At 63.9% G+C, this 14,044-nt stretch carries 15 protein-coding genes; all 15 read left to right on the top strand.

Annotation, left to right across the window (positions count from 1 at the left end):
* Positions 1-75 precede the first annotated feature (75 nt).
* The 15 genes from mycP (at position 76) to metG (ending at position 14,031) form a co-directional block, all read left to right on the top strand.
* Complete coding sequence (gene mycP, locus KGS77_RS17695) at positions 76-1,197, top strand: type VII secretion-associated serine protease mycosin (protein ID WP_242587526.1); 1,122 nt, start codon at positions 76-78, stop codon at positions 1,195-1,197.
* 174 nt (positions 1,198-1,371) lie between these two features.
* Entirely contained in the window at positions 1,372-1,878 is a 507-nt protein-coding gene (locus KGS77_RS17690; RefSeq protein ID WP_242582906.1) for a hypothetical protein, read from the top strand.
* A gap of 31 nt (positions 1,879-1,909) precedes the next feature.
* Complete coding sequence (locus KGS77_RS17685; RefSeq protein WP_242582904.1) at positions 1,910-3,565, top strand: hypothetical protein; 1,656 nt, start codon at positions 1,910-1,912, stop codon at positions 3,563-3,565.
* Positions 3,566-3,572: 7 nt separating this feature from the next.
* Entirely contained in the window at positions 3,573-4,868 is a 1,296-nt protein-coding gene (locus KGS77_RS17680; RefSeq protein ID WP_242582901.1) for a S8 family serine peptidase, read from the top strand.
* Positions 4,869-4,969: 101 nt separating this feature from the next.
* Complete coding sequence (locus KGS77_RS17675) at positions 4,970-5,332, top strand: WXG100 family type VII secretion target (RefSeq protein ID WP_242582898.1); 363 nt, start codon at positions 4,970-4,972, stop codon at positions 5,330-5,332.
* Between the two features lie 78 nt (positions 5,333-5,410).
* Complete coding sequence (locus KGS77_RS17670) at positions 5,411-5,707, top strand: WXG100 family type VII secretion target (protein WP_242582895.1); 297 nt, start codon at positions 5,411-5,413, stop codon at positions 5,705-5,707.
* Positions 5,708-5,905: 198 nt separating this feature from the next.
* On the top strand, positions 5,906-6,370 hold the full coding sequence (locus tag KGS77_RS17665) for a hypothetical protein (protein WP_242582892.1): 465 nt from the start codon (positions 5,906-5,908) through the stop codon (positions 6,368-6,370).
* Between the two features lie 7 nt (positions 6,371-6,377).
* Positions 6,378-7,544, top strand: a complete 1,167-nt coding sequence (locus tag KGS77_RS17660) for an alpha/beta hydrolase (RefSeq protein WP_347404503.1) — start codon at positions 6,378-6,380, stop codon at positions 7,542-7,544.
* Positions 7,541-8,167 (top strand): alpha/beta hydrolase, encoded by a 627-nt coding sequence (locus KGS77_RS35030; protein ID WP_347404502.1) that lies wholly within the window; start codon positions 7,541-7,543, stop codon positions 8,165-8,167. Before KGS77_RS17660 ends, KGS77_RS35030 begins: the two co-directional genes overlap by 4 nt.
* The gene (locus KGS77_RS17655; protein ID WP_242582889.1) at positions 8,164-8,754 is read left to right on the top strand and encodes a hypothetical protein; all 591 of its coding nucleotides are present in this window, start codon (positions 8,164-8,166) and stop codon (positions 8,752-8,754) included. The genes KGS77_RS35030 and KGS77_RS17655 overlap by 4 nt, the downstream gene beginning before the upstream one ends.
* A 781-nt stretch (positions 8,755-9,535) precedes the next feature.
* Complete coding sequence (locus tag KGS77_RS17650) at positions 9,536-9,724, top strand: hypothetical protein (RefSeq protein ID WP_242582886.1); 189 nt, start codon at positions 9,536-9,538, stop codon at positions 9,722-9,724.
* A 7-nt stretch (positions 9,725-9,731) separates the two neighbouring features.
* Positions 9,732-9,920 (top strand): hypothetical protein, encoded by a 189-nt coding sequence (locus KGS77_RS17645; protein WP_242582884.1) that lies wholly within the window; start codon positions 9,732-9,734, stop codon positions 9,918-9,920.
* Between the two features lie 137 nt (positions 9,921-10,057).
* Positions 10,058-11,509: an alpha/beta hydrolase gene (locus KGS77_RS17640; RefSeq protein ID WP_242582882.1), complete on the top strand. Its 1,452-nt coding sequence runs from the start codon at positions 10,058-10,060 to the stop codon at positions 11,507-11,509.
* Positions 11,502-12,080 (top strand): hypothetical protein, encoded by a 579-nt coding sequence (locus tag KGS77_RS17635; protein WP_242582880.1) that lies wholly within the window; start codon positions 11,502-11,504, stop codon positions 12,078-12,080. The genes KGS77_RS17640 and KGS77_RS17635 overlap by 8 nt, the downstream gene beginning before the upstream one ends.
* A gap of 232 nt (positions 12,081-12,312) precedes the next feature.
* On the top strand, positions 12,313-14,031 hold the full coding sequence (metG, locus tag KGS77_RS17630; RefSeq protein ID WP_242582879.1) for a methionine--tRNA ligase: 1,719 nt from the start codon (positions 12,313-12,315) through the stop codon (positions 14,029-14,031).
* The last annotated feature ends 13 nt before the right edge of the window (positions 14,032-14,044 follow it).

Genomic DNA, 14,044 nt, shown 5'->3' with positions numbered 1-14,044 from the left:
GTCTCGCCGGCGGTGGCGGCGGGCGGGGAGGGCGTCACCGAAGTGCCGGAGGGCAACGGGTCGTGCACCTTCCCCATGAAACAGCAGATCAAAGAGCGGCCCTGGTCCCTGCAGCGCCTCGTCTTCGACCGTCTGTGGCAGGACACCAAGGGACGCGACGCCAAGGGCGACCCGGTACGCGTCGCGGTCATCGACACCGGCGTGGACACCACCAATCCGCAGCTCGCGGGTGCCGTCGACGCCAAGAGCGGATCGGACTTCCTGGGCGGCGGAAAGGACGCGGACCCCAAGGCACCGAAGGACGGTACGTACGATCCGGTGGGCCACGGCACCAAGGTCGCCGGCATCATCGCGGCCCGCCCACGCCCGGGCACCGGCTTCGTCGGTCTGGCCCCCGAGGCGACGATCATCCCCATCCGCCAGAACGACGAGAAGGGGACCGGAACCGCCGCCACCCTGGCCCGGGCCATCCGCAAGGCCGTCGCCGCGCACGCCGACGTCATCAACATCTCCCAGGACACCACCAAACCGCTCTCCCCCAACTCCGACCTGGCCACGGCCGTACGGGAGGCACGGGCGAAGAACGTCGTCGTGGTCGCCTCCGCGGGCAACGACGGCGTCGACGGCCGGCTCAAGAAAACGTACCCGGCGTCCTACGAGGGCGTTCTGGCCGTCGCTTCCTCCGACCGCAACAACGAGCGCGCCTCCTTCTCCCAGAGCGGCGATTTCATCGGTGTCGCGGCCCCGGGCGTGGACATGGTCTCCACCGTCCCCAAAGGCGGCCAGTGCGTCGACAACGGCACCAGCTTCTCGGCCCCTTATGTCGCCGGCGTCGCCGCCCTCCTGCGGGCCAAACACCCCGACTGGAAGGAACACCAGATCGTCGCCCAGATCGAGCAGACCGCCGAGCGGACCGTCAACGGCCGCGATCCCTTTGTGGGGTGGGGCGTCGTGGACCCCGTACGCGCCCTCGCCGAGGACGACCACCCCATCGACGAGCCCACCGCGGACGGCGGCCCGGTCAAGGCCACTCCCCCGGACCCGATGGCTCTGCCGGCCGGCGAGACGCCACAGGCACGTACGGAACGGTATGCGATGTACGGCCTGGGCGCCGGTGGCGTCGCGGTCGCGGTGATCGCGGGAGCGGCGGTCGTATGGCGCGATGTACGTCGCCGGTCGGCGCATGTCAATAAGTAGCCGTACCCATAGCGTTAAGAATTGGGGCGCATGAGCCCGACGGTGTGTGAGGCTACCTTTTAATCAGCGGATGTTGGCGCTTTTTGATCCCATTGGTGCGACGACGAACTGTCGATGTCATAGGCGGTGACTACAGTGACTCCTGACGTGAGTGACTTACGGGGGAGGGGCGCTATGGGGACCAACGAGACGGCGACCACGCAGGTCAACGGGGCGGCACCAACGGCTCAGTACGCGGCGATGGCCGTCGGCGCCGAAACGCTCGGGGGATTCAAGAAGCGGGTCGATGACCTGCTGCACCAGCTCAAGGCATCACAGGCCGGGCCCACCGCGATCGGCAGCCATAAGGTCGACCGGTTCGCCTACGGGCAGGGGTTCCATGAAGCGGATGACCTGGCCGCCGCGTACGAGGGCGTGATCTCTCAACTGGAGGCGTTCTCCAAGGCGTTCGGCGATCAGATTGAGACACTTAGTATCGGTGCTCAGGTCGCCGAGAAGGGCTACGAAGCCGTCGACGCGGACGTCAAGAGCCGCCTGGCCGCCATCCAGCGCCGTACGCAGAAGCTGTACGAACAGCATCCGCAGTCGCAGTCGCCGGCGCAGTCACCGTCGCGGTCCGATGAGCGTGACACCGCCCCGGGAATGGGCAGCGGCCAGTCCGCGGGCCCCGACGCCGTCTGACGACACAGGGAGTGACGAAACGGGGAGGGCAATGACAAAAAGCACGGGCAGCTCCGGCGCGAGCAATTTCGAGCACAAGACGCACGGCGAGCTGTACGGAATGGTGGTCGACGGAAACCCTGAGCGGATCACCTCCGCAGGCACGGGCCTGCGAGGCGCCGGCAAGGAGATCCAGAAGATCGCCGAGGAGCTGAAAACCTACATCGACAAGGTGCGCTGGGAAGGCGAAGGCGCCGATGCCTTCACCAAATGGGGCCACCACACCGTCAAGGAAAGCCTCAAGCTCGCCGCCTACGCCAAGGGCGCCGGAGACGCGATGACCCGCGCCGGCGGGGCTCTCAGCCACGCGCAGTCCATGCCCAAGCCGAACTACGTCGCACTCGACCACGGAGCGGTCAGACCGGCAAACCCCAAGAAAAGCCTGTTGGCGCCCACTCGAGTGACCGACCCCCACCCCATCACGGACGGCCCGCACTACGAGGAAGCCGTCCGGGAGATGGAGCGGTTGGCGTCCTACTACAGAACGGCTCAGGAGGACTTCAAGCGGCACGAAACGCCGAACTTCAAGCCGGCGTCCGGGTTTGTACCGGGCCCGCCGGACAGGTCCATAGACTGGGCCGAGGCTACTCCCATTGTGGACCGACCCGCAGGCAGCGGGGCTGTGCATATGGCAGGTGACAGCGGAGTAGCTTCCTCACCGGCCAACAGTGGTGGTGGGCGACACATGGAGATCACCCCGTCAGGTTCTGCTGGCGTTCAGCAGGACCAGCATGTCGGTATGTCTGTGGACTCCACGGGGCCCGTCACCCTGCCCCACACAGTACCGACCCACGAAAGCACCACGCTGCCCCGTTCCAGCACCCCTGCGAACTGGCACGTACCTCCCGTACCCCATTTTCCGACGATTCCCGGGAAAGAGAAAACGCCCGGCACTCGACGCGGAAACATGGAACGAAGCTCGATACCGACCACCGAGCGTCCCGGCACGGTACAAGCGCGGCCGAGCAACCCCGCGAAGGACGGAATCGTTCGTGCGACTACGCAGCAGGGTGGCACTGGCGGTGGACGCCCGCGGTTGCCGGGAGGGACCGTCATGGGCGAGGAACGCGCCGTAACCCTACCCAGGCCGGTCGGCTCCGGGGCGAATCCTCCCGTCCTCGGAAGCGGCCCCTCTCAGGGGGGTACGGCTGGTCCTGGCCAGCGCCTGGCACCTCATCGCAGTGAGACCGTGGACAGGCCGCGCGCGGCAGCCATGGGCGAGGAACGCGGTTCGGCGGCGCGCGGCGTGGCAGGAGGTGGCATTCCGGGAAGCGTCGGCGCTGGTGGGAGTCCCCATGTGCCGGGCCGTCGGCTGGCATCCGAGCCCGGTGGGACCGTCGGCTCGGTACCTGGCGGATCGGTGATAGGGAATGAGCGACGCCCAGGCATCCAAGGCCCGATGAAAGGTGTTGGCGAACCAGCAGCAGAGGGCCGAACACAGATGCCGCGAGGCCGGGCCGGCGACTTTACGTCTGGCGGCACCGGATTGACACGAGGCACCCCATCCAGTGGTGCGCTTCCCATGCCAGGAGCTCCGTCGTCTCACCAGAGAAGGCGCAACCTCGTTCAGCGGCCGGACTATCTCAAGGAAGACGGCGAGACGTGGACGGCACCGCACCCGTCGGTGGTGCCTCCGGTGATCGAATAGCTCAGGCGTGGTCGTGCAACAGACAGGGGTAGGCAGCACCGTGACTTATGCGGCAATTCGCGTGCAACGGAAGAACCAGTTGTCAGCGACCGTGTTCGTCTGCCTCACGGCACTGTGCCTCACCCTGCTCGCATCGACAGACGCCAAGGCAGACCTGAGGTCACGCCAGTGGTACCTGGACGCGATGCAGGCTGAACGCATGTGGCGAACCAGCACAGGAGAAGGCGTTACGGTCGCCGTGATCGACAGCGGGGTCAACAGTTCAGTACCTGAGCTGCGCGGCCAGTTGGTGCCGGGAAAGGACTTCTCAATCCAATGGCGCGGTGCAAACTACGACGACGATGGCCATGGTACAGGAATGGCGATGACCATCGCCGCAAAGCGAATTGGAGATGGAGCCTGGGGGCTGGCACCGGGATCGAAAATCCTGCCCATCAGGAACGCTGGTGAAAACTCGGCCGTGAACATGGCCAAGGGTATCCGCTATGCGGCAGATCAGGGCGCGAAGGTCATCAACATTTCCCAGGGTGGCACACCGACCGATGATATCAAGGCCACGTTGCAACCTGCGGTCGATTATGCGAACAACAAGGGGAGCCTGATCTTCGCGGCGACTGGGAACAGCGGCGACAAGGGCAACTCCCCAGGATATCCCTCAATCATTCCCGGGGTTGTTGGGGTTGGAGCCGTTGACAAGTCCCTGACGGTGACGAAGTTTTCCACGTACGGGCCGCAGGTGGCGCTGTCGGCACCCGGGGTAGATATTCCGACCCGTTGCACAAAGAAACTGCTGGATTGCATGTCCAGGGGCACCAGCCAGGCCACAGCCATTGCCTCAGCCTCGGCCGCCCTGATTTGGTCAGCGCACCCGAGCTGGACAAATAACCAGGTTCTGCGAGTCATGCTGCAAACCGCCGGCAAACCGACAGACGGAAAGGTTCCGAGTAAGTATCTCGGCTATGGCATCGTTCGTCCTCGCAAGGTCCTGCTCGATCAGGAAGGTGATCCGGGCCCCGCTGACGTCAACCCGCTGCTTCCAGTCCGTAAGAACAAGGAGAAGAACGCAACACCTTCATCTTCACCTTCACAGACACCGCGTTCAGGGCACGACAGGAAAATCACCGAACCGACGCAGCAGCAAGCCGACCAAGCGAATGCAACGAAGCCTTGGCCGGTAATCGCTGGAATCGGCACAGGGGCCGGTGCCCTGACAATCGGCGGACTAGTGATCGCCCGCCGCCGCAAAGCATCACATGAATCTCGGAAATCAAATTGGGACTCTAGCTCAACGCGACTAGAGTGACCAGAACACCAGGTCGCACTTACCGAGGAGCGACCTTCAGGCGAAGCCGAGAGCATAAGAATGACCTCAGCTTTGTAACTTACTCATGGGGAAGGTGGATCATGGCAGGAAATACCGCACTTACCTACGCGGAGATCGAAAAGCTCAAGAGCGAGATCCAGAGCGGCAGCCAGGCGATGTCGTCCCAACTGCGTACGCTGGTCAACGCCATCGCCACTGTCGAGTCCGCGTGGACCGGCCAGGGCGCAAGCGCCTTCCGGCAGGCCCAGAACGCACTGAACGAAGACCATGCCGCTCTGCGCCGCATGCTCGACGGCATCAATGACGCGATCGCCCGAACGAGCACCACCAGCCAGGCCAACGACTCCGAGGTGCTCTCCAGCTTCCGGGGAATCGATGTGAACGGCGGAGCGCCGGGCGGCCAGCTCAACACCGGCTCCACCAGCGGCATCAGCAACTACTAGACCACCCCGTCCGCCGGAGCAGCGCGCTGCCTCGGACAAGCCCAAGTCCACCGATCAGCCACGAACAGTGGGGGAGAAATGGCCGGCAACCAGGACCTTCGGGTCACTTACGCCGCGGTAGAACAGACCGCCGCCGATATTGAGCGTGCCGCAAAAGAACTTCAGGCCGAACTCGACAAGATCTGGGCCGCGGTCAAGCGCGTCTCGAACGCCTGGGAGGGCGAGGCGCACCAGGCTTTCCAGGCCGCGGAACGCCAGTGGAACTCCCGGGCCAGCCACATCCAGAGCACGCTGCACCAGGTCTCCGCCAAGGTCCGTGCGGGCAGCGCGGACTACCAGGCAACGGACCGCCGGGCTGCTGGCTTCTTCCACTAGCAGCCCACGGGTGGCAAGACGTCGGGGTGGGCGCCCATCTATCGGGCATCCACCCCGCGTCATTCTGCGTTGGGCAGATGGGCCGAGGTGAGTACGCGTACTCAGGCGGTGTAGGGAGCGATACGTGCGACGGGGGAACGCTGCCGTGTGTAGCGTCGATCCTGCATGCAGTGGGTCATGCGGGATGGGGGAGGGTGAATGGAATTTCGCGATGAATGGGACCAGTTGATCAGGGCGGCGCGATCCCGGCCGGATGCTGAGGCTCAGAGTTCTGGTCAAGATGCCCGGATGACGCTCGCCTCGGCTCAGGCCAAGGGAGGGGGTGGCAGCAGTGGCTCCCTCGACTTGAAAGTGAGCCAGGAGCCCTGGACTTCTGCCTCCGGTGTCGCGAATGCCTTGCAGGCGAGCACGAGCGTGGCAGCAACCAGGCTCAGTGCTGCGCATGAAGGGGTCACCTGGGGGCTCGAAGGGTTCATGACCCCGGCGGTCCTTAACGAGGTGCGTACCTCATGGATCGATCGCCTCGGGGACGTCAAGGCCGAGTGCCACCGGCTGGAAGGCAAGCTCAAGGCAGCAGCCAAGGAGTTCGGCGAGGTCGAGGCAAGGGTGGCCCACTCGTTCCCGCAACAGCAGAGCCGTGGCGACTCGCAGGCCGGACGGTGACGGCCCAGTGATTACCTGGCAGCAGCTGCGAGACCTTAAAACCCAGAAGTACAAGGACGCCTCCGATGGCTGGGGTGAGCTCAGCAGCCGCGCTAGAGCTGCCAAGGACCGCGTCGACCACGAAATGCTCGCGAAGCTCCGGGACACCCAGTCCGCCAAGGCAGCCGACGAGGCGATCGGCGCCTTGGAGCGGCTGAGCCGCAACTACCAGTACATCCACACCGAGGCCGGCCTGATCCGTACCGCACTCAACGGCTTCGCCTCAGAACTCGCCGGCCCGCAGAAGAAGCTCAACAACGCCCTGGACGAAGCCCAGCAGCTCGGCTTTACGGTGAAGCCGGACGGATCAGTCCAATACCCGGCCGCTGTCCTCTCCCCGACCAAGACGGTCACCGCAACCCCCGACGTACCCCTCCCATTCCTCCCCCACAAAGCAGACGCCGATGCCAACCCCAACCAGGCCAAGGCAGAAGACATCGCCAAGCGAATCGCCGCCGCACTGCGCGACGCGGTCGAGGTGGACAGACGCTATCAATCGGTCCTGGCCAAACTAAAGACTTCCCGCGGCGTGACCGTCGATGACGCCACTTGGCGGGACGTATCCGCTGACACCGCCTCTGTACGTGGTTCCTCCAACGGAGGTATCCCGAAGCGCAAGTCACCCAAGGACACCCTCAAATGGTGGAATGGTCTGTCCCGTGAACGACAGCAAGAGCTACTGACGCTTTACCCCGATATTATTGGGCAACTGGATGGGGTGCCTGCGGTGGCTCGTGACGAGGCGAACCGCAATTACCTACCTATGCTGATCAGCAAGCTGAATGGGCAGGACGACGAGAAGTCCAGGATGCAGCTGGAAGGACTCCAGAAGCTCGCGAGCAAGCTCAGCGAACCCAGTAAGCCTCCCATGTATTTGCTGGGGATCAGCGATGAAGGGAACGGCCGGGCAATCGTCAGTTACGGAAATCCCGACACCGCAAGGAATGTTTCGGCCTACGTTCCCGGACTAGGTACCGCCTTGAACGAGGATTTTGCGACCATCGACCTTAAGAGAGCTAAGGACACAGCAATCGGGGCGCAGAAACACGATCCGTCAAGTGCGTCACTCGTGTGGCTGGGGTATGATGCCCCCAACTCCCAGCCGAGGATTTTGCTGAAAACTTCGATGTCTTGACTGAAGGGAACGCGCGGGCCGGGGCGCCGGCGTTCATCGGATTCATGAGCGGCATCTCTGCGACAAACACCAATGCGGACCCGCACATCACTGCTATCGGCCATTCATACGGCTCATTGACCGTCGGTCAGTCTGCTCTTACGAGCAAAGGCATCCCCGGGGTGGACGACATCGTGCTGCTCGGCAGCCCGGGGACAGGGGCGGAGACCGCGTCAGATCTGGGGGTGGGCAAGGACCACGTCTTTGTTGGCGCGGCCGAGAACGATCCGGTTACGAAACTGCCGAGCAAGGCAGAGGGAACCGGCCTGGCCGGCGGTGCGACAGTGGGCGGCCTGGTCCTGGGGCCACCGGGGGCCGTCCTGAGCGGAGCCGTCGGCTACGGATTCGGCGCACTGGTGGCGGACGACAATGAACGATGGTTCGGCATCGACCCAGCGAGTACAGATTTCGGTGCCAGACGATTCAAGGTCGATGATGGCCCGCGTCCGTTTGTTGACGGCCAGGCACCCACCGCTGCTCACTCCAACTATTTCGACCCGAAAGTGGACGCGGCCTCCGCCGCGAACGTGGCCGCCGTCGTCGCCAACCGAAGCGACCTCATCGTTCCCGAGGAGGGCCGATGAAGCGCCGAGCCGCTGCCATCCTGGTTCTTGCGCTTTGCCTGGCTGCCTGTGGCTCTTCGGACAGCGCTGATGAGCGTAAGGAAAGTGATTTAAGCATGAACATGCAACATGCTGCAGAGTACGCAGACGCGGTGATCAGCGGCACACTCGCGGCCGTTCAGCCTCCCGTTCAATGGACACATGGCGAATCCACTCATGGGCCGTGCACGGACTTCAGGAATCGTTCGCTGGGAACTGGCACGGTGACGCGGCGAGCTGTAGTAACGACGGTCATTTCCGACGAGCGACGCGGGAGCTTCCTCGGGGTAGTGGAACGTTATTGGAAAAGCAAGGGATACAAAATCACCACAGTGCGCCAGCACAAAAAGAATCCCGCGATGTTTGCTTTTACCCCGGAGAACTTTCAGCTGGCCCTGGAGGTCGGCTACAAAGGGCAGGTGTTCATCGACGTCGTGACCCCTTGTGCGACGGAATCCAAGGTCGCTTCTCCCAAGACCAAGACCAACGGCCCTGATTACTCAGGGCAGGACATCCCAACCCCCAACGTTCGATCGGATTTCTGGTCGAAGGGCGCTCCGGTTTCCTGAGCCCTCCCTGATCGGTCTTCTCCCGGTCACTGCCTGGATGTTGCGCCTGCGCAGATAGACGCAGTTGGCTCGGAGAAATACGTCTTGTCCACGGCCACGCCGCCAGTGTGTGTCCGGATACGAGTACGAGGCCGACCGGACCGCGAATCGTGATGCACCCCAGGACGGTGGTGGAGCAGGACCCGTCAGCATCATGGCCGGAGAGCACGAAGGGCAGCAGGCGGCAACAGCGGTCCGGCGTCAGGTGCCTTGCTGGGGTACTCCGCGCGGGCGTCCCAACGCGATGGTGCGGGAATCGGGTCGTGCGCCATCCGCGCTCGACCTGCGGTTCCTCACGAGCCGTGTCCGGCAGCTCTCCCGGTCGCCCACCAACGCCCTGGTGCACGCGTGCCCCGCCTGAGTACGCGTACTCAGGCGGTGTAGAGAGCGGTACGCGTGACAGGTGCCCCTGCCGTGCATAGCGCTGGTCTCGCTTACGGTGCGCCGTGTGGGACGGGGAGGGCGAATGGAATTCCGCGAGGAATGGGAGCAGTTGGTCAGAGCGGCACGGTCCGGGACAAGTGGTGTGGCCCAGGGCTCTGGCCAAGGTGCCCGGTTGGCGCTCGCCTCGGCTCAGGCCAAGGCAGGGCGTGACGGCGGTGGGTCTTCCGACCTGAAAGTCAGTCAAGCGCCGTGGCGGTCTGCCTCCGGGGTTGCGAACGCCTTACAGGCGAGCACGGGCTCGGCAGCAGCCAGGCTCAGCGCTGCGCACGAAGGCGTGACCTGGGGTCTAGAAGGGTTCATGACCCCAGCAGTCCTCAATGAAGTGCGTGCCTCATGGAGCGACCGCCTTGGGGACGTCAAGGCCGAGTGCCACCGGCTTGAGGGCGCGCTCAGGGCAGCAGCCAAGGAGTTCGGCGAGGTCGATACGAGGGTGGCGCACTCGTTCCCGCAGCAGCAAGGGCACGGCGCCTCGCAGGCCGGGAGGTGATGGCCCAGTGATCACCTGGCAGCAGCTTCGGGATCTCAAGGTTCAGACATACAAGGACGCGGCCGACGGCTGGGGTGAGGTCAGCAGTCGTGCGAGAGCGGCCAAGGACCAGGTCGACCACGAGATGCTCGCGAAGCTCCGCGACAGTCAATCCGGAACAACGGCCGACAAGGCGATCGCCGCCCGGACCAGCTAAGCCGCAACTACCAGTACATCCACACCGAATGCGGCCTGATCCGTACCGCGCTCAACAGCTTCGCCTCGGAACTCGCCGGCCCGCAGAAAAAGCTCAATAACGCCCTGGACGAAGCACAGCAGCTCGGCTTCACGGTGATGCCGGACGGTTCAGTCCAGTACCCGGCCGCTGCTCTCTCCCTCTCCAAGACGGTCACCGCGACTGCCGACGTCCCCGTCCCTTTTCTCCCCCGCAAAGCAGACGCCGACGCCAACCCCAACCGGGCCAAGGCAGAGGACATCGCCAAACGCATCGCCGCCGCACTCCGCGATGCGGTCGCGGTGGACGAGCGCTACCGGTCGGTCCTGGGGAAACTCAAGACGACCCGGGGGCTGAAGGTCGATGACGCGGTCTGGGCCGACGCAGGCCATGACCTCAAGGACGTCCGGAAAGTGGCCGGCGGTTACCTCAAAGAAAGCGACATCCCCAAGGGCAAGTCACCCACCGACAACAAAAAGTGGTGGGAGAGCCTCAGCCAGGAACGTCGTGACGAGTACACAGCTCTGTATCCGGCGAGTGTCGGTGCGCTGGACGGCCTCCCCGCCACCGTGCGCGACCAGGCGAACCGCGTCGTACTGGCCGAGTCCCGCGCCACCGCGCAGCTTGAGTTGGACAACTGGCTGAAGCTAAATAAGGAGCCCGACCGATATCGGACCTACTACAGCCCCTATGGGAGGCACTCGATTGATGGCGTGAAGGTCGACACCGAAGAATGGAAGGAGTGGAACGAAAAGAAGCAGGAGCTTGCGGGGCCCCTCGAAGGAATGAACGCCATCCAGAGGCGCCTTGTTTGCGGCTCTGACAAGATAGGAGCGCCCGAGGCATACTTGCTGGGCTTCAGCTCGGAAGGTAACGGCCGTGCGATTGTCGCCAACGGGAACCCTGACACGGCCGACCACACCGCGGTTTACGTACCCGGCACTGGATCGAACCTTGCAGGCATCGACGGCGACATCCGACGAATGGCCGATACGTGGAATGCTACTCATGAGTTTGCTAACAGTCAGAACGTCTCGACTATTACTTGGCTCGGCTACGACGCACCGCAAAATATTGTCAAGGACTCTCCGTTCAGCCACTATGCGGACGACGGTGCCCCAGCATTCAACAGCTTCGTCGATGGACTCAAGGCCGCGAACGAAACAAAGTCAAGTGGCCATCTCACTGCGATTGGCCATTCTTACGGCACCACCCTCATTGGCTCTGCGGCCAGACAAGGTGACCTCAACGCGGATGACGTGGTGTTCGCAGGGAGCCCCGGAGTTCAGGTGGGGAGTGCGAAGGAGATGGACGTGCCACAAGGGCATGTGTGGAATGAGGAGGCAGACCGGGACTTTGTGCCGGACATAGGGAGGTTCGGGCATGGTGGGTCCCAGTGGAGGCTGGGCGGAGGCACCTTCATCAACCCCAGCGACGACCTGTTCGGGGCCAACCAAATGAGTACCGACACCACGGAGCACAGCAACTACTGGAATGAGAAATCGACCAGTTTGCTAAATCAGGCAGCCGTAGTCGCCGGGCGGTATGACAAGGTGGAGCGTGATGAGTAGCCGTACCGTGGGCAAGGGTTTGTGCTTGCGGATCTGGATCGCCACTTTTTCTTCGGTGGCAATTATCGCACTAACAGGGTGTTCAACGATGAATGATTCTGACGACCGGCTGGACCACACTCCGGAAACCCGAGAAATCTCCGATGCGCGGGCGGAGGTCAGGAATATCTCGGCGAAGATTCTTGAACTCATCAACCTGCACGGCAAGGTGAGCGATAGAGGGCCAGGGGTTTCCGAGTGTTCGGGCAAGGATCCTGGCAGATTTTACTCGATCCATCATCGTTGGTCTGTGACAGATGTTCCGGTGGGAGACATGAAAAAGGCGATGGCGAGCCTGAAGGCGGACCTGCCCAAGCATGGGTGGAAGATTTTCGGTTACGGCCCGGACAAGAGCCCGAGCAAGAGCCTCAAACTGGTGGCAGAATTCGCCGAGAAGAGATTCTTCGTGAACATTCACCTCTATGACGAGAGCGGGCGGGCCAAGCCTGACGGGCCCAAGTCGAAGATCTTCGTGGACCTGCTTTCCGAGTGCTTCCAGGTGCCGAAGGGTAAGACCGTGGACGAGTACTGACCCTCCAACTCTGCGCTTCGGCTCTCCGCCCGCGTTCTTCGCGATGGGTCAGGCCGCAACGGGCATGGTGGCCGCACGAGGCCCACAGCCGCTTCGGCGTCGACGGCGCTGCACGCCGACGGTCTTCGAGCCCGGATCAAATGGGCGACCGCCGGGGTGGGCGGTCCAGTACGATATTGACGTTCCGTAGAACAAAACCTTACTTTCCGTAGCGACTTGGGAGCAGCCGGCAATGGCTCGACACCTCATCACCAGCGCCCTTCCGTACATCAACGGGATCAAGCACCTGGGCAACATGGTGGGGTCCATGCTCCCGGCGGATGTGTACGCGCGGTATCTGCGGCAGCGTGGGCACGAGGTGCTGTACATCTGTGCGACGGATGAGCACGGCACGCCCGCCGAGCTGGCGGCCAAGGACGCCGGGCTGCCTGTGGACACGTTCTGCAGTGAGCAGCACCTCGCGCAGAAGGCGATCTACGACGGCTTCAGCCTGTGCTTCGACTACTTCGGGCGCAGTTCCTCGGAGCAGAACCGTGAGCTGACGCAGCACTTCGCGCGGAAGCTGAATGAGAACGGTTTTATCGAAGAGCGGGCCATTCGGCAGGTCTTCTCGATCGCTGATGACCGGTTCCTTCCGGACCGGTACATCGTCGGTACGTGCCCGCACTGCGGGTACGACAAGGCGCGCGGCGACCAGTGTGAGAACTGCACCCGCGTCCTGGACCCGACCGACCTGATCGACGCGCGGTCGGCGATCAGCGGCAGCAGCGAGCTGGAGGTGCGCGAGACCAAGCACCTCTTCCTCCTCCAGTCCAAGCTTCAGGGCGAGGTCGAGCAGTGGATCAACGCCAACGGCGACCAGTGGCCGACGCTCGCGTCGTCCATCGCGCGCAAGTGGCTGACCGAGGGATTGCAGGACCGGTCGATCACCCGTGACCTGGAGTGGGGCGTACCGGTGCCGGCCGATGTGTGGCCGGAGCTGGCGGCCGAGGGCAAGGTCTTCTACGTGTGGTTCGACGCGCCGATCGAGTACATCGGGGCGACGAAGGAGTGGGCGGACCAGGAGCCCGGGGCCCGCGACTGGAAGTCGTGGTGGTACGAGGCCGAGGACGTCCGGTACACGGAGTTCATGGCCAAGGACAACGTGCCGTTCCACAGCGTCATGTTCCCGGCCACCCAGATCGGCACCCGCGAGCCGTGGAAGCGGGTCGACTTCCTCAAGGCGTTCAACTGGCTGACGTACTACGGCGGCAAGTTCTCCACCTCCCAGCAGCGCGGCATCTTCACCGACGCCGCGCTGGAGCTGCTGCCGGCCGACTACTGGCGCTACTTCCTGATGGCCAACGCGCCCGAGTCGGACGACACCTCCTTCACCTGGGAGCTGTTCTCCTCCTCGGTCAACAAGGACCTGGCGGACACCCTCGGCAACTTCGTCAACCGCGTGCTGTCCTTCTCCCGCAAGCGCTTCGGGGACGAGGTCCCGGCGGGCGCCGCGGCGGGCGAGGCCGAGGTCCGGCTCGGCGAGCAGATCGCGGAGCTGCTCGCGGAGTACGAGGGCCACATGGAGGCGCTCCAGTTCCGTAAGGCCGCGGCGGCACTGCGGGCCCTGTGGAGCGCGGGCAACTCCTACCTGGAGGAGAAGGCCCCCTGGCTGGAGATCAAGACCGACAAGGAAGCGGCGGCGCTGACGCTGCGTACGGCCATGAATCTGATCCACCTGTACGCGGTGGTCTCCGAGCCGTTCATCCCGGCGTCGGCGAAGGCCATGCGCGGCGCGTTCGCGCTGGCCGAGGACACGAAGACGTGGGTGAGCCCGGAGGAGGCCAGGGCGCTGGACACGGTCGCGGCCGGCACGGCCTTCACCGTACCGCCGGTGCTCTTCGCGAAGATCACCGAGGACGACCTTGAGTCGTACCGGGAGCGCTTCGGGGGCGGCGACAGCGGCCAGTAGGGCGAGTAGGGCG

Source organism: Streptomyces sp. MST-110588 (assembly GCF_022695595.1).
In the GTDB taxonomy this organism is placed as follows: domain Bacteria; phylum Actinomycetota; class Actinomycetes; order Streptomycetales; family Streptomycetaceae; genus Streptomyces.
This window is presented reverse-complemented; position numbering and strand designations above follow the sequence as displayed.